The 18,466-nt window shown below is 66.9% G+C and carries 20 protein-coding genes; 12 read left to right on the forward strand and 8 right to left on the reverse strand.

Annotated elements, in window-relative coordinates; translation table 11 throughout:
* On the reverse strand, positions 1-999 hold a 999-nt coding region (moaA, locus tag ACFPZL_RS00770), incomplete at its 3' end, for a GTP 3',8-cyclase MoaA (protein WP_382334555.1).
* 38 nt (positions 1,000-1,037) lie between these two features.
* Positions 1,038-1,598 carry a DUF3043 domain-containing protein gene (locus tag ACFPZL_RS00775; RefSeq protein ID WP_218114217.1) on the reverse strand — a complete coding sequence of 187 codons (561 nt, stop codon included), beginning with the start codon at positions 1,596-1,598 and terminating at the stop codon, positions 1,038-1,040.
* 101 nt (positions 1,599-1,699) lie between these two features.
* Here ACFPZL_RS00775 and erpA point away from each other — a divergent pair, with 101 nt between their 5' ends.
* The 6 genes from erpA to ACFPZL_RS00805 all read left to right on the forward strand — a co-directional run bounded on the left by erpA (position 1,700) and on the right by ACFPZL_RS00805 (position 6,216).
* Positions 1,700-2,080 carry an iron-sulfur cluster insertion protein ErpA gene (erpA, locus tag ACFPZL_RS00780; RefSeq protein ID WP_218114218.1) on the forward strand — a complete coding sequence of 127 codons (381 nt, stop codon included), beginning with the start codon at positions 1,700-1,702 and terminating at the stop codon, positions 2,078-2,080.
* A gap of 170 nt (positions 2,081-2,250) precedes the next feature.
* Positions 2,251-3,084, forward strand: coding sequence for an aa3-type cytochrome oxidase subunit II (gene ctaC, locus ACFPZL_RS00785; protein ID WP_218114219.1), 834 nt, complete (start codon positions 2,251-2,253; stop codon positions 3,082-3,084).
* A 14-nt stretch (positions 3,085-3,098) separates the two neighbouring features.
* Positions 3,099-4,739 carry an aa3-type cytochrome oxidase subunit I gene (ctaD, locus tag ACFPZL_RS00790; RefSeq protein WP_382331986.1) on the forward strand — a complete coding sequence of 547 codons (1,641 nt, stop codon included), beginning with the start codon at positions 3,099-3,101 and terminating at the stop codon, positions 4,737-4,739.
* Positions 4,740-4,768: 29 nt separating this feature from the next.
* Complete coding sequence (locus ACFPZL_RS00795; protein ID WP_218114221.1) at positions 4,769-5,191, forward strand: cytochrome c oxidase subunit 4; 423 nt, start codon at positions 4,769-4,771, stop codon at positions 5,189-5,191.
* Positions 5,192-5,208: 17 nt separating this feature from the next.
* Entirely contained in the window at positions 5,209-5,652 is a 444-nt protein-coding gene (locus ACFPZL_RS00800) for a GNAT family N-acetyltransferase (RefSeq protein ID WP_218114222.1), read from the forward strand.
* An 18-nt stretch (positions 5,653-5,670) separates the two neighbouring features.
* On the forward strand, positions 5,671-6,216 hold the full coding sequence (locus tag ACFPZL_RS00805) for a TetR/AcrR family transcriptional regulator (protein ID WP_218114223.1): 546 nt from the start codon (positions 5,671-5,673) through the stop codon (positions 6,214-6,216).
* Positions 6,217-6,347: 131 nt separating this feature from the next.
* Here the strand turns inward: ACFPZL_RS00805 and qcrB are convergent, their stop codons facing one another.
* Genes qcrB through ctaE form a run of 4 tightly spaced genes read right to left on the reverse strand, consistent with a single transcriptional unit; the run spans position 6,348 to position 10,526 of the window.
* Positions 6,348-7,961: a cytochrome bc1 complex cytochrome b subunit gene (gene qcrB, locus ACFPZL_RS00810; protein ID WP_218114224.1), complete on the reverse strand. Its 1,614-nt coding sequence runs from the start codon at positions 7,959-7,961 to the stop codon at positions 6,348-6,350.
* Entirely contained in the window at positions 7,958-9,037 is a 1,080-nt protein-coding gene (qcrA, locus tag ACFPZL_RS00815) for a cytochrome bc1 complex Rieske iron-sulfur subunit (RefSeq protein ID WP_218114225.1), read from the reverse strand. Before qcrA ends, qcrB begins: the two co-directional genes overlap by 4 nt.
* Before the next feature lie 55 nt (positions 9,038-9,092).
* Complete coding sequence (qcrC, locus tag ACFPZL_RS00820) at positions 9,093-9,893, reverse strand: cytochrome bc1 complex diheme cytochrome c subunit (protein ID WP_218114226.1); 801 nt, start codon at positions 9,891-9,893, stop codon at positions 9,093-9,095.
* Positions 9,894-9,911: 18 nt separating this feature from the next.
* Positions 9,912-10,526: an aa3-type cytochrome oxidase subunit III gene (gene ctaE, locus ACFPZL_RS00825; protein WP_218114270.1), complete on the reverse strand. Its 615-nt coding sequence runs from the start codon at positions 10,524-10,526 to the stop codon at positions 9,912-9,914.
* A gap of 246 nt (positions 10,527-10,772) precedes the next feature.
* On the opposite strand from ctaE, the gene trpD reads away from it, so the two are divergent.
* On the forward strand, positions 10,773-11,840 hold the full coding sequence (gene trpD / locus ACFPZL_RS00830) for an anthranilate phosphoribosyltransferase (RefSeq protein WP_218114227.1): 1,068 nt from the start codon (positions 10,773-10,775) through the stop codon (positions 11,838-11,840).
* A gap of 17 nt (positions 11,841-11,857) precedes the next feature.
* Here trpD and ACFPZL_RS00835 read toward each other — a convergent pair whose 3' ends face one another.
* Positions 11,858-14,368, reverse strand: a complete 2,511-nt coding sequence (locus ACFPZL_RS00835) for a glycosyltransferase (protein WP_218114228.1) — start codon at positions 14,366-14,368, stop codon at positions 11,858-11,860.
* Positions 14,369-14,600: 232 nt separating this feature from the next.
* On the opposite strand from ACFPZL_RS00835, the gene ACFPZL_RS00840 reads away from it, so the two are divergent.
* The 5 genes from ACFPZL_RS00840 to ACFPZL_RS00860 all read left to right on the forward strand — a co-directional run bounded on the left by ACFPZL_RS00840 (position 14,601) and on the right by ACFPZL_RS00860 (position 17,800).
* Entirely contained in the window at positions 14,601-15,020 is a 420-nt protein-coding gene (locus ACFPZL_RS00840) for a YciI family protein (RefSeq protein ID WP_218114229.1), read from the forward strand.
* Positions 15,020-16,270 (forward strand): RNA polymerase sigma factor, encoded by a 1,251-nt coding sequence (locus ACFPZL_RS00845; RefSeq protein WP_218114230.1) that lies wholly within the window; start codon positions 15,020-15,022, stop codon positions 16,268-16,270. The genes ACFPZL_RS00840 and ACFPZL_RS00845 overlap by 1 nt, the downstream gene beginning before the upstream one ends.
* A 41-nt stretch (positions 16,271-16,311) precedes the next feature.
* Positions 16,312-16,893, forward strand: coding sequence for a DNA-3-methyladenine glycosylase I (locus ACFPZL_RS00850; protein ID WP_218114231.1), 582 nt, complete (start codon positions 16,312-16,314; stop codon positions 16,891-16,893).
* A 2-nt stretch (positions 16,894-16,895) separates the two neighbouring features.
* Complete coding sequence (locus ACFPZL_RS00855) at positions 16,896-17,252, forward strand: iron chaperone (RefSeq protein ID WP_236021860.1); 357 nt, start codon at positions 16,896-16,898, stop codon at positions 17,250-17,252.
* A 140-nt stretch (positions 17,253-17,392) separates the two neighbouring features.
* On the forward strand, positions 17,393-17,800 hold the full coding sequence (locus ACFPZL_RS00860; RefSeq protein ID WP_218114233.1) for a DUF1801 domain-containing protein: 408 nt from the start codon (positions 17,393-17,395) through the stop codon (positions 17,798-17,800).
* A gap of 28 nt (positions 17,801-17,828) precedes the next feature.
* Here ACFPZL_RS00860 and ACFPZL_RS00865 read toward each other — a convergent pair whose 3' ends face one another.
* A complete protein-coding gene (locus ACFPZL_RS00865) occupies positions 17,829-18,398 on the reverse strand; it encodes a dihydrofolate reductase family protein (RefSeq protein WP_218114234.1) in 570 nt (189 codons plus the stop codon).
* Between the last annotated feature and the right edge of the window lie 68 nt (positions 18,399-18,466).

The raw sequence follows: 18,466 nt of genomic DNA on the forward strand, positions 1-18,466 counted from the left end.
CGCCGCGGCGAGCTCTGCATCGCTCGCCCCGCCCCGCAGCAGTGCGCGCAGGTCCGTGCCCTCGCTCGCGAACAGGCAGGTGAAGAGGCGCCCCTCGGCCGAGACCCTGGCGCGGGTGCAGTCGCCGCAGAAAGCGTTCGTGACGCTCGAGATCATGCCGATCTCGCCGCCGCCGTCGAGATAGCGCCAGCGCTTCGCGACCTCGCCGGGGTGGGTCGGCGCCAGCGGCGCGAGCGGGTGGACCGCCGAGATCCGCTCGACGACCTCGGCGGAGGGGACCACCTCGTCCAGCACCCAGCCGTTCGACGCGCCGACATCCATGTACTCGATGAACCGCAGCGTGCGCCCGGTCCCGCGGAAGTGCTCCGCGAGATCGAGGATCTCGTCGTCGTTCACTCCGCGCTTCAACACGGTGTTCACCTTGACCGGCCCGAGACCGGCTGCCTCCGCGGCATCCATCGCAGCGAGCACGCGCGAGACGGGGAAGCGCACGTCGTTGATCGCCTGGAAGCGGTCCTCGCGCAACGAATCAAGCGAGACGGTGACCCGTCCGAGCCCGGCCGCCGCGAGGGCCTCGGCCTTCACCGGGAGGGCCGCGCCGTTGGTGGTCAGGGCGAGGTCGAGCGGGTCGCCCGAGGGTGTGCGCAGCCCTGCGAGCGCGGCGACGAGCTCCTCGATCCCGCGGCGCAGCAGCGGTTCGCCGCCTGTCAGGCGGAGCTTGCGCACGCCGAGGTCGACCGCCACGGTCGCGAGCCTGACGATCTCCTCGAAGGACAGCAGTTCGCTGCGCTCGCGGAACTGGAAGTCCCGCCCGAAGACCTCCTTGGGCATGCAGTAGACGCAGCGGAAGTTGCAGCGATCGGTCACCGAGATGCGCAGGTCGTGCAACGGACGTCCGCGGCGATCCGCCAGTCCCGCGGAGGGGAGCACGACGATCCCGTCGGTTCTGCGAACGGAGGATCCGGGAACCGCGGGACCAGTCGATGCGTCACGGGCCATGAGGCCAGCCTAGACCCGCCGATCGTGGACCGGCGGACCTACTCGGGGAACTGCAGCCGCTTCACCTGAGGCTTCGGCATCCGCAGCATGCGGAACTGGAAGGCGCGCATCGCCGCGTACCACCGGAAACCGGGCTGGATCTTGTCCGCGCCGAACTTCTCCGCGAGCTTGCGGCGCAGCCGCAGTCCGAGCACGATCGCGTCGAGCACGGCGAGGAAGAGGAAGGCCCAGATCGCCATGATGCTGATCACCTGGACCTGGCCCGGGACGAAGCTCAGCATCAGCACGACGAGCATCAGCGGGATGGTGAACTCGCCCAGGCTGAACCGGGCGTCGACGTAATCGCGCACGTAGCGGCGCTGCGGGCCCTTGTCGCGGGCCGTCATGTAGCGCTCATCGCCCTGCATCATGCCGACGCGAGCGCGCTCGCGCAGTTCGGCGTCCTTCTGCCGCTGCGCCTTCTTGGCAGCCTTGTCGCGGCTGCCGACGAGCGGCTGCGCCTTCGCGGCCTGGGCCTCCTTCCGCGACGGCGTCGGACGGCCCTTGCCGACCGTTTCATCGGCACCCGAGGCGGCCTTCTCGCTCTGATCCTCCGACACGAGGCTCCCTTTCCACTTCCGCGGCACCGGCGATCCGACGACCGGGCATCCGGACCAGCCTACCCGCTCGTCCCGAGGTCCCGCTGACGGGCGTAGACTTGATGGAGACCGAAGAGACGGGAGTCACCGTGAGCGCGACCGCCACCGAAACCCCGGCCCACCAGGTGGGCCTGACCGACACCGCACGAGACAAGGTGCGCAGCCTGCTCGAGCAGGAGGGTCGCGACGACCTGCGACTCCGGATCGCCGTGCAGCCGGGCGGCTGCTCCGGGCTGATCTACCAGCTCTACTTCGACGAGCGGACGCTCGAGAACGATGCCGTCGTCGGGTTCGGCGCCGTCGAGGTGGTCGTCGACCAGATGAGCGTGCCGTATCTCAGCGGCGCCACGATCGACTTCTCCGACACGATCGAGAAGCAGGGTTTCACTATCGACAACCCGAACGCGCAGGGCAGCTGCGCCTGCGGCGACAGCTTCAGCTGAGCCGGCTCCGAACGATTCCGGGGGATCGCCCGGACGTCGATCGTGACACCCCGAGCCGTGTTCAGTAAACCCTCAGCTTCGCGCTAAGCTAAAGGCAAGTCATCGACTGTGTCCGCGGCGCGGGCGCAAGACAACATCTCGAAAGGTATGCGGTGCGTTCCAATCGTCGAATGAAGTGGGCTCTCGCCCCGGCTGCTCTGGCGGCGGCTTCCCTTCTTGCCGGCTGCACGGCCGAGCAGCAGCGCGGGTTCCTCCCGGAGAACTCGACCAACGCCACCGACCTCACGCCCGGCATCACCGCCATGTGGGTCAACGCGTGGATCGTGCTTCTCGTGATCGGCGCCATCGTGTGGGGGCTCGTCATCTGGGCGACCATCGTCTACCGCCGCCGCAAGGGCCAGACCGGACTGCCGGTGCAGCTGCGCTACAACATGCCGATCGAGACGTTCTTCACCGTCGTCCCGGTCATCCTGATCCTCGGCTTCTTCGCCTTCACGGCGCAGGAGCAGACGAAGATCGAGGCCCGCTTCGACGAGCCCGAGAACGTGGTCGAGGTCTGGGGCAAGCGCTGGGCCTGGGACTTCAACTACATCACCGACGACCGCTACTTCCAGAGCGTGCAGGTCGAGATCGAGGACGACGGCAGCCCGACCGAGGCGCTCCCGGTGCTGTACCTCCCGGTGAACAAGACGACCGAGATCCGTCTCGAGACCCGTGACGTGATCCACTCCTTCTGGGTCGTGGAGTTCCTCTACAAGAAGGACATGATCCCGGGTCAGACCAACTACATGTCCTTCACTCCGACTCAGGTCGGCACGTACATGGGCAAGTGCGCCGAGCTCTGCGGCGAGTACCACTCGGCGATGCTCTTCGAAGTCGAGGTGCTCGAGCAGGCGGACTACGACGCGAAGATGGCCGAGCTCAAGCAGGGACGAGTGGGCGAAGAGGCGAACCCGCTGCAGGATCAGTTCTTCGGCGACGAAGCCAAGGCCGAGAACGAGTGACGAGGGTGATGGAAATGAAGAAGGGCAATGTGATCGTCTCGTGGATCACCTCCACGGACCACAAGGTCATCGGGTACATGTACCTGATCAGTTCGTTCGTCTGGTTCCTCGTCGGCGGCCTGATGGCGCTCATGATCCGTGCGCAGCTCTTCGAGCCCGGCCTCGAGATCATCGCCACGCGTGACCAGTACAACCAGCTGTTCACCATGCACGGCACCATCATGCTCCTCATGTTCGCGACGCCGCTCTTCGCCGGCTTCGCCAATGTGATGATGCCGTTGCAGATCGGGGCACCGGACGTGGCGTTCCCGCGTCTGAACGCCTTCGCCTTCTGGCTCTACACCTTCGGTTCGCTGATCGCGGTCGGCGGCTTCCTCACGCCGCAGGGCGCAGCCTCCTTCGGCTGGTTCGCCTACGCGCCGCTGAGCGACGTCGCCTTCTCCCCGGGCGTCGGCGGGAACCTGTGGATCCTCGGCCTCGGCATCAGCGGCTTCGGCACCATCATGGGCGGCGTGAACTTCATCACGACCATCATCACGATGCGCGCGCCCGGCATGACGATGTGGCGGATGTCGATCTTCACCTGGAACACGCTGATCACCTCGCTGCTCGTGATCCTGATCTTCCCCGTGCTCGCGGCCGCGTTCTTCGGCCTGGCTGCCGATCGCATCTTCGGGGCGCACATCTTCAACGGCGAGGGCGGAGCCGTGCTCTGGCAGCACCTCTTCTGGTTCTTCGGCCACCCGGAGGTGTACGTCATCGCCCTGCCGTTCTTCGGCATCGTGAGCGAGGTCTTCCCGGTCTTCTCGCGTAAACCGATCTTCGGATACAAGACACTCGTCTATGCGACGATCTCGATCGCGGCGCTCTCGATGACCGTGTGGGCGCACCACATGTACGTCACCGGTTCGGTGCTGCTGCCGTTCTTCGCACTCATGACGATGCTGATCGCGGTACCGACCGGCGTGAAGTTCTTCAACTGGCTCGGCACGATGTGGCGCGGATCGATCACGTTCGAGACCCCGCTGCTGTGGGCCCTGGGCTTCTTCGTGACGTTCCTCTTCGGCGGTCTGACCGGCGTCATCATGGCGTCGCCGGCGCTCGACTTCCACCTCTCGGACACCTACTTCATCGTGGCGCACTTCCACTACACCGTGTTCGGTACCGTGGTCTTCGCGATGTTCTCGGGCTTCTACTTCTGGTGGCCCAAGTGGACCGGAAAGATGCTGAACGAGCGCCTCGGCAAGATCCACTTCTGGCTGCTCTTCATCGGCTTCCACACGACCTTCCTGATCCAGCACTGGCTCGGCCTCAAGGCCATGCCGCGTCGCTACTACACCTACCTGCCGAGCGACGGCGTCACCTGGATGAACCAGCTCTCGACGGTCGGTGCGGTGATCCTCGGAGTCTCGATGATCCCGTTCCTGCTGAACGTCTACCTGACCCAGCGCAACGCGCCGAAGGTCACCGTGGACGACCCGTGGGGCTTCGGGCGCTCGCTCGAATGGGCCACTTCGTGCCCGCCGCCGCGACACAACTTCACCTCGATCCCGCGAATCCGTTCGGAGTCCCCGGCGTTCGATCTCAACCATCCCGAGGTCAGCGGGGTGGAGCAACCGCTCCCGGTATCACCGACCGCGGTCGAGCACGCCTGAACGACACGGCAATCGAAAGGATCTGAGACGTGAAGTCGAATGTTGTGATCTTCTGGATCATCACCGCCTACTTCCTGGTGGTCGGCACCGTGTACACGGTCTGGAATCTGAACACGCACGGTCGGGTCGAATGGGCCGGCACCGTCGCTGTGCTGCTCTCCGGTGGACTCAGCGGATTCATCGCGGCCTACCTGCAGCTCGTTCACCGCAAGCAGGGCGGGGAGCTCGTCGAGGACCGGCTCGACAGCGATATCGACGACGGGGATCCCGAGATCGGCGAGTTCAGCCCGTGGAGCTGGTGGCCGATCGTGCTCGCCTTCTCCGCCGGTCTCTTCGTCCTCGGCCTGAGCATCGGCTTCGACTTCTGGCTGTGCTTCCTCTCGCTGCCGATCGTGATCGTCGGCGTCGTCGGCCTCATCTTCGAGCACTACCGCGGTAACTTCGCCCGCTGAGTGCCGGAGCGCCGCGCGTGAGCATCACCATCCGCAGAGGCCGGGCCGAAGACGCAGCCACGCTCTTCGACCTGGCCCGCCAGTATCAGACCGGGCGCGAACCCATCGGACGAGACGAGTTCTCAGTCGCCTTGGACAACGTCCTGCGGCATCGCGATCAGGAGACGAACGTGCTGTTCGTCGCAGAGCACGAGGGCGCCGTCGTCGGGTATTCGCTCATGACGGTCTCCCGCCTGCTGCATGCACCGGGCCTCACCGCCCACCTGCAGGAGATCGTGGTCGACAACGAGTCCCGTGGTCACGGGATCGGCGACCGCCTCATGCAGGCCAATGAGCAGTACTGCATGGGCCGGGGAGTGCGTCAGCTCTCCGCCTCGACCGCCAGGATCGGTTCATTCTACAACCATCGCGATTTCGAGGCTGTCGGAGAGCACTACCGGAAGATCCTCGACCTGCGCTGATGCCGCAGATCGTCGGCCATGGTGGAGGCTGCCCGGCGCCCGCGGCGCAGACCCGGAGAGAACCGTGAACGGCTGTTGCAGGCCGGTATCGTCGAATTCGGTACCCGTGGCTATCGTGGCGCATCAACCGTCGCCATAGCGGCCTCTGCGGGCGTTCCGCAGCCCCATGTGTATGCGAGTTTCCGGACGAAGCGCGAACTCTTCCTCGCCTGCGTCGAGCGTGCGCTGACACCGCTCATCCGTGCGAACAGCGGTGACCCGGATCAGGCCGCCGGCGCACACGCGGCATTCGATCTCGCAGCAGTGGATACCGCCGCGGTGGCCAGCGTCGCAGTGGACGCCGCAGCGGACGCCGCAGTGGACGCTGCAGCGAGTATCGATGACGAGACTGCGGCACTCCTCTTCCAGGCGATCGCCGCCGTGCGCGACGACGAGGTCGGCCGAGATCTCGCGCCGCAGCTCGACGCGCTGCGCGCCGGACTCGGGGGAGTGGTGTTCGCCTCGACGGTTGCTCGAGCGGCGGAGTCCGCGGTCGCCCGGGCTGCCCGGGTCTCTGCCCGCTGACAACAGCGCACGCGGATGCGGGAGTCTGCAAGCCTCGCGCGTTGCACGAGCAAGGGGCCGGTTCCTCCCGAAGGAAGAACCGGCCCCTTGCTTATCGACTCGGTTGATGCCGAGCGGCGACCCCGGAGGTGTCAGTGGCCCTCGTGCGAGCCCTGCTCGAGCTCGCCCTGCGTCGGCGGTACGATGCGATCCTGGTAGAACCAGCGGCTGATTCCGGCGCGCAGGCGGCGGCCGAAGGGGATCTTGCCGTCGGCGTTCGGGCGCAGCATCAGGGGCTTGTAGTCGTGGTAGCTGACCAGCTCCCAGCGCTCGTACTCGCTGACCGGCTTGTGCACCTCGATGTACTCTCCACCCGGCAGGCGGACGATGCGTCCCGACTCGTAGCCGTGGAGGGCGATCGACCGATCCTTCTTCTGCAGGCCGAGGCAGATGCGCTTGGTGATCTGGTAGGCCACGATGGGGCCGACGATCAGCAGCAGCTGCAGAGCGTGGATCACTCCCTCCATGGCCAGCTGGAAGTGGGTGGCCATGAGGTCGGACGAGGCTCCCGCCCACATCACCGCGTAGAACGTCACGCCCGCTGCACCGATAGCGGTGCGGGTCGGAGCATTGCGCGGGCGATCGAGGATGTGGTGCTCGCGCTTGTCGCCGGTCACCCATGCCTCGATGAAGGGGTAGGCCGCGACGAGCACCAGGAAGACGCCGATGATCGCCAGCGGGATCAGCATGTTCCACGACCAGGTGAAACCGAACCACTCGGTCTCCCACCCCGGCGGCACGAGTCGGAGCATGCCGTCGGCGAAGCCGATGTACCAGTCCGGCTGCGTACCGGCGGACACCGGGGACGGGTCGTAGGGGCCGTAGTTCCAGATCGGGTTGATGCCGACGAACGAGGAGATCGCCATGATCACGCCGAAGACGATGAAGAAGAACCCGCCGGCCTTGGCCGCGTACACCGGGAGCACCGGGTAGCCCTGGACGTTCTGCTGGGTGCGACCCGCAGCGGGGTACTGGGTGTGCTTGTGGATCACGACGAACGCCAGGTGGAGCGCCACGAAGAGGATCACCAGCGCCGGCAGCACCATGATGTGCAGCATGTAGAGGCGCCCGACGATCGCGGTGCCCGGGAACTCTCCGCCGAAGAAGAAGAAGGAGAGGTAGGTGCCGATCACCGGGATGGCCTTGATGATGCCGTCGATGATGCGGAGGCCGTTGCCCGAGAGGACGTCATCGGGGAGCGAGTAGCCGGTGAAGCCCTCGGCCATCGCCAGCACGAAGAGCACGAAGCCGATGACCCAGTTGAGCTCGCGCGGCTTGCGGAACGCACCCGTGAAGAAGATGCGCAGCATGTGCAGCCCGATCGAGGCGACGAACAGCAGCGCCGCCCAGTGATGCACGTGCCGCATGAGCAGGCCACCGCGCACCGAGAACGAGATGTCGAGCGTGGAGGCCATGGCGGCCGACATCTCGACGCCCTTCATCGGCACATAGGGGCCGGTGTAGTGCGTCTCGACCATCGAGGCCTGGAAGAACAGCGTCAGGAACGTGCCCGAGAGCAGGATGACGATGAAGCTGTACAGCGCGACCTCGCCGAGGAGGAACGACCAGTGGTCCGGGAAGATCTTGCGACCGAACTCCTTGACCGCCACGCCGATCTTGGTGCGCTCGTCGATGTAGTTCGCCGCCGCTGCGGTGAAGCGGGTCGACCCCTTCGATGTTGCGGTGGAGGTGACAGTGCTGCTCACTTGAGGCGCTCCCAGAAGCTCGGGCCGACAGGTTCGTTGAAGTCGCTCTTCGCGATCAGGTATCCCTCATCGTCGACCGTGATCGGCAACTGGGGGAGGGGGCGCTTCGCCGGTCCGAAGATGACCTTCGCCTGATCGGTCACGTCGAACTGCGACTGGTGGCAGGGGCAAAGCAGGTGGTGGGTGTGCTGCTCGTAGAGCGCCACCGGGCATCCGACGTGGGTGCAGACCTTCGAGTAGGCGACGATGCCGTCGTACGACCAATCCTTGCGCTCGTCGGGTTCGATGAGCTCGGACGGATCGAGACGCATGAGCAGGACGATGGCCTTGGCCTTCTCGTTGAGCACGTCGGTCGCCTGACCGAGGTTCTCGGGCACGACATGGAACACGGAGCCGATGGTGACGTCCGCAGCCTTGATCGCACCGCCCACGGACGAGCCGCCGGTATCGCGGGCCAACCGGATGCCCTCGTCCCACATGGTGTGCTTGGCCAGCGTCACCGGGTCGAGATCCTGCGGCGCGAGGCTGCGCAGCAGGGTGATGCCGGGAAGGGGGAAGGCGATCAGCGCGCCCAGCAGGCTGTTGCGCACCAGCGTGCGACGGGAGAAGCCAGACTCCTCGTTCGCGAGTTCGAAGATCTCGGCGGCCGCCTCGCGAGTCTCCGGATCGCTCGCGACCGGATGCCGCTCGTCGAAGCCTTCCTGATCCGACATGAGCGCCTTGCCCCAGTGGACAGCACCGATGCCGATGGCGAGGAGGGCGAGGGTCATGCCGATGCCCACGAACATCGTGTGCAGACGGATCGCCATGAGGTCGCCGGTCTCGATCGGGAAGAACATGTAGGCGAGCACCGCTCCCAGGCTGCCCGCCACGGACAGGTAGAAGAGGGTGAATACGGTGCGCTCGGCCCGCTTGTTCTTCTTCTCATCGAGATCGGTGACGCGCTTGCGGTGCGGGGGAAGACCCGGGTTCTGCACGGCGTCCGAGGGGATGACCGCGGTACCGACCGCTGCGTCCTCGGGGCCGTGGGCCTGGGTGGCGAGAGCGGTGCCGCTCTGGTTCGCTTCCTCTGCCATGTTGCTCCTTGATTCTTGACTGTTCACTGCTGCTGTGCGTATCGACCGCGTCGAGTTAGTTCGACTTCGCGGCGACCCAGACGGTGAACGAGATGATGATGCCGAGGCCGATGATCCAGATGAAGAGGCCCTCGGCCACCGGGCCGATCGACCCGAGCGTCAGACCGCCGACCGCCGGCTTCTCCTCGATGTACTTGAGGTAGCTGATGATGTCGGACTTGTGCTCCGGGGAGATGTTCGCGTCGCTGAACACCGGCATGTTCTGCGGGCCGGTGACCATGGCCTCGTAGACGTGGGTTGCGGGAACGCCGTGCAGAGAGGGGGCGAACTTGCCCTCGGTCAGTGCACCGCCGGCCGCGGCGACGTTGTGGCACATCGCGCAGTTGATGCGGAAGAGCGTGGCGCCGTTGGCCACGTCGCCGTCGCCCTGCAGGTACTGCGCTTCTGGTAGACCCGGCCCCGGGGCGAGCGAGGCGACCCAGGCGGCGATCTGCAGCGTCTGCTCCTCGCTGAACTGCTTCTCCCGGACCATGCCCTGCGGGCCCTGGAAGGCCAGCGGCATGCGGCCGGTGCCGACCTGGAAGTTGACGGACGCCGCGCCTGAACCGATGACGGACGGACCCTCTTCCGTGCCTTCGCCGTTCATGCCGTGGCAGGTGGCGCAGTTGGCGCCGAACAGCTTCTCACCGGCAGCAATGGTGGCCGGGGACTGGAGATCCACATCGGCGGTGGCGGACGTCTGGGTGAAGCCCGCGTAGGCGGCTCCGGTGACGAGCAGCCCTACGGCTACCAGTGCAACGGTGGCGAGAGGGTGCCGACGGCCAGACTTGCGGACGGATGTGTTGGCGCGAGCCATAGTGTCGTTCTCCTGAACCTATTTGACGACGTAGATGACGATGAACAGGGCGATCCACACGATGTCGACGAAGTGCCAGTAGTAGGACACGACGATCGCGGTGGTCTCCTCCTTGTGGGTGAAGTTCTTCACCGCGTAGATGCGGCCGATCACCAGCAGGAACGCGATGAGGCCCAGCGAGACGTGGATGCCGTGGAAGCCGGTGGTCATGTAGAACGCCGAGCCGTAGGGGTCGCTGCCGAGGGTGATGCCCTCGGAGATGAAGGTGGCGTACTCCCAGGCCTGGCCGGCGACGAAGACCGCGCCCATGAAGAAGGTCAGGTAGAACCACTCGACCGCGCCCCACTTGGTCGGGCTCGCGCCCGTCGCCCGCGGCTGCATGCGCTCTGCGGCGAACACGCCGGCCTGGCAGGTGAAGGACGACGCCACCAGGATCAGGGTGTTGATCAGGGCGAACGTGAAGTTGTGCTTGGCCGTCTGCTCGGCCCACAGCTCGGGGTTCATCGCCCGGAGCGTGAAGTAGGTGGCGAAGAGGCCCGCGAAGAACATGACCTCGCTGCCGAGCCACACGATTGTGCCGACGGCCACCGTATTCGGGCGCCGCACTGCGGGCGCAGCGGACTTCGTATTCATAGTAGTTGTGGTCACCCTCTCATGCTATCTGAAAGTTTGGTGTGCGTATTTCACATTCACACGGCGCGCCAAACCGGTTGGGCATCTGCATGCCAGCCTACCGCTCCGCGGGCCTCCGGATGGCCGTGCCGGATGGCGTGCCGCGCCGTTGATCAGCCGAATTCCGGGCGACTTCATCATATGAACTCTCCGTTTTCGCAGCACAGGAGCACGGGCCGTACCGACCCGCCCGATAGCATCGTGGTCATGATCGAAGAACGCAGCTGGCCGACCCTGCTCACTGCTCTGCTGGAGCGACGGGATCTGAGCGTCTCGGAAGCGGACTGGGCCATGGGCGAGTTCATGACCGGCCGGGCGACTCCCGCTCAGATGGGGGCGTTCCTGGTCGCTTTGCAGACGAAGGGCGTGACGGTCGACGAGATCGTGGGCTTCCGCGACGCTATCCTCGCCGAAGCTCGTGAAGTGCCGCTGCCTCCGGCCACTCTCGACATCGTGGGCACCGGCGGCGACCGGTTCGGTACGGTGAACGTTTCGACCATGGCCTCGGTGATCGCGGCCGCCAGCGGTGCGCCGGTGGCCAAGCACGGCAATCGTGCAGCGAGCAGCAAGTCCGGCTCCTCCGACGTGCTCACCGCGCTCGGCATCAACTTCTCGATCGAGCCCGAACAGCTGCGCGAGGCGTTCGACCGCACGGGCATCGCGTTCGTACATGCCGCACGATACCTCCCGGGTTTCCGTCACGTCGCGCCCGTGCGCGCCGAACTCGGCATTCAGACCGTGTTCAACTACCTCGGGCCGCTCTGCAATCCGGTGCGCCCCGAGGCTACGGCCGCGGGTGTCGCCGACGCCGCTCGCGCACCGCTCTTCGCGGATCTCTTCCGGTTCCGCGGTGCGGCCGCGCTCGTCTTCCGCGGTGACGACGGTCTCGACGAGCTGACGACGACCGGCCACTCGCACATCTGGGAGGTGAGTCGCGGAGCGCTCACGGAGCACGACCTCGATCCTCGAGATCTCGGCATTCCCCGTGCCCGCATGGACGAGCTCATCGGCGGTACCCCCGACGAGAATGCGGTGACCGTGCATCGCGTGTTCGCCGGCGAGACCGGCCCCGTGCGCGACATCGCGTTGCTGAACGCCGCCGCAGGCCTCGTCGCCTACGATCTCTTCGCGGTGCCGGAGAGCGTTGAACGCCCGATGCTCGAGCGCCTCGCCGACAAGCTGTCGGTTGCGGCGGAGGCCGTCGACTCGGGAGCCGTGGCGAAGAAGCTCGCCGACTGGATCGAGGCGACCAACGCGTTCGAGTCGACCGACTGAGGCGCGCGGCGCGAGCGTCACCGTAGAGCGGTTCGGCGCGGATCGCTGCGCCGGCCCTCCGGCTCGGCTTCGAGCACGCGCTCGAGCTCGCCGGTGACCTCGGCCACGTAGGCGTCGAAGTCGAGATGGCTCGGCGGCACCTCGCCTGCGAGATAGGCGAGCATGCCGTCGCGCAGCGCCGCGTCGCCCTGCTCGACGAGCCTGATCGTCTCGCCGGGGAGTGCACCTGAAGCCGAGGCGAAGGAGGTCGAAACGATCGGCAGGTCGCAGAGCGCGGCTTCGAGCAGCACCATCGGCTGCCCTTCGTAGTCGCTCGAGAGCACGAAGCAGTCCGCCGCAGAGAGCAGGGCCACCGGCATGTGGCGTCGACCTGCGAGGAACGCCGCGTCGCCGAGGCCCGCCCGTTCGATCTGACCCTGGATCGCGCCCTCGAGCGGGCCGCCTCCGACGATCAGCAGGCGTGCGGCAGGATCCCGCTCGTGCACGCCGGCGAACGCCCGTATCAGCCGGGCATGGTTCTTCTCGGGAGAGAGGCGGCCGACCGTGATGAACCACTTGGTACGTCGTGCCGGATCGCGCAGCTCGAGCATCCAGGCAGGCGGCGCCTCGCCTGCCTCGAGCAGTTCGAACAGGTCGTGCTGCTCGCCCGGGATCATGCTCGGGGACGGGAAGTTTCGCACGGTCGTGAAGCGTTCGGCCGGGGCGTATTCAGCCAACTCGGCTCGATTCAACGCGGTCAGTTGCGGGGAGACGGAGACGAGGAAGTCGTACGCGCGGTATCTGCTGAAGACGTGGCCCAGGTCGCGCTCCATGGGGCGTCGCCCATTGACCGTGCGCATGCGATCGAGCGCCATCTCGCTGTGCAGCCAGATCGCGCGAGGAGCATCGGGCGAACTGAGCAGCAGGTTGGCCCAGAACGGGTTGTAGCCGCTCAATTCGCCCACCCAGTCGAATGTCGCCGAGCCGAGCACACGTTGCCACTCGTCCCGCCACAGATTGCCGTGCAGGCGCGATTCTCCGGGCAAAGGCGGCGCTTCGGCGAGGTCGCGCATTCGCCGGCCCAATTGCAGCGCTTTCGAACCGTTCATGCCGCCGAGCCGGGCGATCAGGCGCACGCGAGGGTCGATGAGCTTCTGATTCGCGCGCGTGTCGTCCGACTTGATATTCGGTATCAGTGCGGTCACGTCGTAGCGCTCGTAGTCGAGCCGGCCGAGCAGGTTCAGCGCCGAGCTGGTGATGCCGTTCGAGCGCATGCCGCCGAGGAAGAGCAGCAGACGGCGCTTGCCGTCGCGAGACGCGGGTCTCACGCGGTAGCCGTCGCGAGCGCCGCGGAAGACGACGTCGACCACGCGTCGCGTCGCCGCGCCGTCCTCGTGGGGCGCGAAGCGATCCGCCCACTCGCGATACCGCGCATGCGGCTCGCCGTGCAGCAGCCCGCGCACGGCTTCGCCCGCCGCGGTGGCGTCGTTCAGCACGGGGCCCGGCAGCTCGCCCGGGGAGAAGTAGGTGCCGCGTTCGTCGGAATAGCCCTCGGCATCGGGCGCGAAGAAGACGATCGGACGCCCGGTGGCCAGGTAGTCGAAGAAGATCGACGAGTAGTCGGTGACGAGTGCGCTCGCAAGGCCGAGCAACGGGTTGGCGGCGATCGAGTTCGGTACGAGCACGCGCTGCAGCTCGGGGCTGCCCGCCGCCAGACGGTGCACGACCTGGTGGGTCTTCAGCAGCACCACGGTGTCGTCGCCGAGCGCCTGCTGCATCTGCCGCGTCTGGCGGCTCAATTCGTCGAGGTCGGCCTCGGGGCGACTGAACGAACCGCCCCGCCAGGTCGGCGCGAAGAGCACGATGCGCTTCTCGCCGACGGCGAGGCCCGCGGCCTCGAGCCTCGCGCGCACCGCTGCGGCCTGCGTCTCGTCGAGGAACTGACGGTCGATGCGCGGGTAGCCCTCTTCGACGATCTCGCCGCCGTACACGTTGCGCAGCCGGTAGGCGTTCTCGTACATGTCGTCGGCCATGAAGGGGTTGGCCGCAAGCAGGTAGTCGGCCATCAGGAAGTTGCGCAGGGTGTTCGTCGTCTGCTTCGCGCCGCCCGGCATGTCGAAGCCCATGCGCTTCAGCGGCGTGCCGTGCCAGGTGTTCAGATAGACCTGGCCCTCGCGCTTGCCGAAGGCCGGGGGGAAGGTGGCGTTGTTGATGACGTACCCGGAGGTCGAGAGCGCCTTCCAGTACTTGCCGCCGCCGGTACGGGCGAAGTCGACGCGGGGGTGATCGCCGAACTCCTCGCGAAAACTGCGGATCGCGGCCGGGTCGGAGATCGACCAGACGTGTGTGAGATGGGAGAAATCGGGGTGCTCGAGCAGGTAGCGGAAGATCGCCTCGGGGTTGCAGAGCACGCCGTTGCCCGCGAACGACTCGTAGAACACGGTATCGGCGCGGATGGCGCGGTGCCGCTGGCGCGCGATCCGCTCGGTATCGATCGCCAGCTTGGCCCGGCGCGCATACTTGCGGATCTTCTTCAGCGGTTTCGGCACACAGAGATTATGGCGCAGCGGGCCTGCCCGTTCCTCCGAAGATCCGGCATTGCGGCCGAAGGTTATCCGACTGTGCTGTTCCGAGCCGGTGCCGGATCGCCCCTGCAGCGATCCGGCACCGGCTCGGGGCGCCGCGAGAAGTTCTTCTCGGCTCGTGTCGATTCCGCTCCGAGCCGTTCGACGTCATAGTAGGAGAGTGCAGAGGGCACTCCCGGAACAAGGAGATGAAGAGATGAAGCACATGCTGATCATGCGGGCAACGCAGGCGGCGATCGACGCCTCGAAGGAGATGGACTTCGAGCAGATCCTGAACGAGATGGGCGCCTACAACGAGCAGTTGATGCAGGCCGGCGTCATGGTCGCCGGCGAGGGCCTCGCCGACGAGCCCGGCTATCTGGTCGAGTTCGGCGGCGAAACGCCGGTGGTGAGCGACGGGCCGTACGGAGAGGTGCACGAGCTCTTCAACGGCTTCTGGATCCTGCAGACGGCGACCGCCGAGGAGGCCGTCGAGTGGGCGAAGCGATGCCCGCTCGGCCCGGGCAGCACGCTCGAGGTGCGTCGCGTGCACGACGAAAACGATCTCGCGGAGTTCGCCGACAACGAGTACATCAAGAAGGAGGCCGGCTGGCGCGAGGAGCTCGGAACCGACTGATGCCCGCCGACGTCGCCCGCGCGGTCGAGGCTGTCTGGCGCATCGAGGGCCGGCGCATCGTCGCTGCGCTTGCCCGGATGGCCGGCGACTTCGGCCTTGCGGAGGACGTCGCCCAGGAGGCGCTGGCCGAAGCGCTCGGCTCGTGGCCCGGACAGGGCGTGCCGCAGAACGCCGGTGCTTGGCTCACCGCCGTGGCGAAGCGCCGGCTCATCGACGGCTGGCGGCGGCGCGGGCGCCTCGATGAGCGTTACGCGCAGCTCGCGCACGAGATGGGGGATACGTCGGATCTCGCTTGGGAGCCGATCGAGGACGACCTGCTCCGCCTCGTGTTCACCGCCTGCCACCCGGTGCTGTCGCGCGAATCGCAAATCGCGCTCACGCTGCGGGTGGTCGGCGGCCTGACCTCGCAGGAGATCGCGCGGATGCTGATGGTGCCAGTCGCGACGGTTCAGGCGAGGATCACCCGGGCGAAGAAGACGCTGGCCGCGGCGAACGTGCCGTTCGCGACGCCGGATCCGCCGGAGTGGCCGGCACGTCTCGTCGGCGTGCTCGGGGTGATCTACCTGATCTTCACGGAGGGGTATGCGGCGACCGCGGGGGAGCGGGGAATACGCCCGGACCTCGCCGACGAGGCGCTGCGACTCGGTCGCATGCTGCGCGGAATCGTGCCGCGAGAGCCCGAGGCGCACGCGCTGGTCGCCCTCATGGAGCTGCAGCGCTCGCGCTTCGCCGCGCGCGAGTCTCCGGGCGGCGGGCCGGTGCTGCTGGACGAGCAGGATCGCTCGCGCTGGGATCGCGGTCAGATCGCTCGGGGCAGCGCCGTGCTGCGAGAAGCCGAGCGGTGCGCTCGAGCCAGGGGTCGAGGCAACGGGCCGTACGCACTGCAGGCCGCCATCGCCGAGTGCCATTGCCGAGCCGTAAGCGTCGACGACACGGACTGGGAGGGGATCGTTCTGCTGTACGAAGCGCTCTGCCGGATCGCGCCGAACCCGATGGCCGACCTCGCACGTGCAGTCGCGGTCTCGATGTCCACGGGCCCCGCGACCGCTCTGCGCATCGTCGACGAGATCGCCGCCTCGGGGCGACTCCGAGGCTCCGCCGCGTTGCCGGGCGTACGAGGCGAACTGCTGACCCGGCTTGGACGAACGGATGAAGCGCGTTCTGCGCTCTCGGCCGCCGCGGCGCTTGCGACGAACGACGCGCAGCGGAGCGTGTTCGAGCGGAAGCTCGCGCGGCTGACCGAGCGCTAGCCCCTGCCGCCCGGGAAAGTCCGCTTGCTACGCTGGCCCTCGTGAGCGCTATCGTGACCGGGCCCGACGGGATCCGCCGCTGCGCGTGGGTCGGCGACGATCAGGAGTACCGGCGCTACCACGACGAGGAGTGGGGTGTTCCGCTGCGCGGCGACCACGTGCTGTTCGAGAAGATGGCGCTGGAAGGGTTCCAGGCGGGATTGTCCTGGATCACGATCCTGCGCAAGCGACCGCGGTTCCGCGAGGCGTTCGAAGGCTTCGATCCGGCGCGGGTCGCCGGCTTCGGCCCGGCGGACGTCGAGAGGCTGCTGGGGGATGCCGGCATCATCCGCAACCGTGCGAAGATCGAGGCGACGATCTCCAACGCGGCGCTGGTGCGGGACATGGCAGACGGTGAGCTCGATGAGCTGATGTGGTCGTTCGCACCGGGCGGATCCGCGGGGGAGCGGGCGCGCCCGGTCGCCATGGACGAGGTGCCCGCCGTGACATCGGAGTCGACGGCGCTGAGCAGGGAACTGCGCAAGCGCGGCTTCCGCTTCGTCGGCCCGACCACCATGTACGCGCTGATGCAGTCGGCGGGCATGGTCGACGATCACTTGTTCGGATGCTGGAGGGTGATGTGAGCATGCAGCCGAAGACGGTCGACGAGTATCTCGATGGTGTGGACGCCGAGCGTCGGGCCGAGCTCGAACGGATCCGCGTACTGGTGAAACGGCTGGTGCCGTCGGCCGAAGAGACGATGAGCTACGGCATGCCGACGCTCAAGCACGGGGGACTGGCGCTCGTCTACTTCACCGCTTCGAAGAAGCACAGGAGCCTCTTCCCGTCGTCGTGGGCGATCGATGAGCTGCGGGATGGGCTCGAGGGCCACACGACCACCCAGCATGCGATTCAGTTCACCCTCGAGAATCCTCTCGCCGACGATCTGCTCGAGGATATGGTGCGCGTTCACCCGCGAGAGAACGACGCCGGCAGGGAGTAGCTCCGGTGTCGATGCGCCGATAGCCTCGAGGCATGAGCCCTGGAGGCTCGGGGCTCGAGTTCGCCGAGTGACCGTGCACGGCCTCACCCGCCCGCCGGAGAGGGTTGGCCGCTCGCCGCGGTGTCGCCTAAAATCGCGACATGGGCACGGTTCCCGACGACATCCGAGAGTTTCATGATCGGCTCGACGCCTCGGCGCGGCCGATATGCGATCTGCTGCTCACGACGATCGAACAGGAGCTGCCGGACGCCGAGCGGAAGGTGTGGCACGCCCACCCGGTGTGGTTCTTCGACGGCAACCCGGTCGTCGGATACAGCCGGCTGAAGTCTGCGGTGCGGCTGCTGTTCTGGAGCGGGCAGTCGTTCCGCGAATCGGGATTGAAGCCCGAAGGCACGTTCCAGGCGGCCGAAGCACGGTACACGGCGCCCGAGCAGGTCGACGTCGAAGCGGTGCGCCGCTGGCTCGCCGAAGCTCGAGACGTCCAGTGGAACTACCGCGACATCCGCCGGAATCGCGGCCTCGTTCCGCTTCGCGGCGTGGGGGAGTGAGTCGGGCCGCCTGAGCGGCGCGTGTGCGTCAGGCCGGAATCCGCGCGGATCGGTAGCGCAGGGCGATCGCGCCCGATCGGAACTCCTGGCGATCAACGAGCTCGAGCTGGATGCGCTCCCGCAGACCGGCGAGCAATGTCGGCCCGTGCCCCGCGAGCACCGGCTGCACGAGGAACTCGTACTCGTCGATCAACCCCAGATCCGCCAGCGCACGGGGGAGCGTCACTCCGCCCACCCACAGGCGTTCGCCCGGCTGCTGCTTGAGCTGCCGAACCGCCTGCGCCACGTCGCCTCGCACCAGGTCGGCGTTCCAGTCGACTCCGCTCAGGGTGCTCGACACGACGTGCTTCTCCGCCCGGTCGATGGCTTCGGCGAACGGAATCTCCCACTCTTCCATCCAGTCGGGCCAGACTCCGGTGTCCGGCTTCCGCCACGCCGACTCCATCATCTCGTAGGTCACCCGGCCGAAGAGCAGGGCATCGGCCTGCGCCATCTCATCGGTCCAGTAGCGCATCGAGTCCTCGTTCGGCGGGATCCCGGCCTCGTGGTGGCAGCAGCCGTCGAGCGTGGTGTTGATCGAGTAGCGGAGCTGTCTCATCGCGTTCTCCTTCGAAGCGCGCCCGCGTTCGGCGAACTGCACTCAGGCTACAACCGCGACGCGCACGC

Source organism: Leucobacter soli, assembly GCF_042659205.1.
GTDB classification, from domain to species: Bacteria; Actinomycetota; Actinomycetes; order Actinomycetales; family Microbacteriaceae; genus Leucobacter; species Leucobacter soli.

Excerpts from the sequence above, each read along its gene's own strand:
- erpA (WP_218114218.1), top strand. The coding sequence starts at position 1,700 with ATGGAGACCGAAGAGACGGGAGTCACCGTGAGCGCGACCGCCACCGAA.
- ctaC (WP_218114219.1), top strand. The coding sequence starts at position 2,251 with ATGAAGTGGGCTCTCGCCCCGGCTGCTCTGGCGGCGGCTTCCCTTCTT.
- ctaD (WP_382331986.1), top strand. The coding sequence starts at position 3,099 with ATGAAGAAGGGCAATGTGATCGTCTCGTGGATCACCTCCACGGACCAC.
- ACFPZL_RS00805 (WP_218114223.1), top strand. The coding sequence starts at position 5,671 with ATGGTGGAGGCTGCCCGGCGCCCGCGGCGCAGACCCGGAGAGAACCGT.
- qcrA (WP_218114225.1), bottom strand. The coding sequence starts at position 9,037 with ATGGCAGAGGAAGCGAACCAGAGCGGCACCGCTCTCGCCACCCAGGCC.
- qcrC (WP_218114226.1), bottom strand. The coding sequence starts at position 9,893 with ATGGCTCGCGCCAACACATCCGTCCGCAAGTCTGGCCGTCGGCACCCT.
- ctaE (WP_218114270.1), bottom strand. The coding sequence starts at position 10,526 with ATGAATACGAAGTCCGCTGCGCCCGCAGTGCGGCGCCCGAATACGGTG.
- trpD (WP_218114227.1), top strand. The coding sequence starts at position 10,773 with ATGATCGAAGAACGCAGCTGGCCGACCCTGCTCACTGCTCTGCTGGAG.
- ACFPZL_RS00840 (WP_218114229.1), top strand. The coding sequence starts at position 14,601 with ATGAAGCACATGCTGATCATGCGGGCAACGCAGGCGGCGATCGACGCC.
- ACFPZL_RS00845 (WP_218114230.1), top strand. The coding sequence starts at position 15,020 with ATGCCCGCCGACGTCGCCCGCGCGGTCGAGGCTGTCTGGCGCATCGAG.
- ACFPZL_RS00855 (WP_236021860.1), top strand. The coding sequence starts at position 16,896 with ATGCAGCCGAAGACGGTCGACGAGTATCTCGATGGTGTGGACGCCGAG.
- ACFPZL_RS00860 (WP_218114233.1), top strand. The coding sequence starts at position 17,393 with ATGGGCACGGTTCCCGACGACATCCGAGAGTTTCATGATCGGCTCGAC.
- ACFPZL_RS00865 (WP_218114234.1), bottom strand. The coding sequence starts at position 18,398 with ATGAGACAGCTCCGCTACTCGATCAACACCACGCTCGACGGCTGCTGC.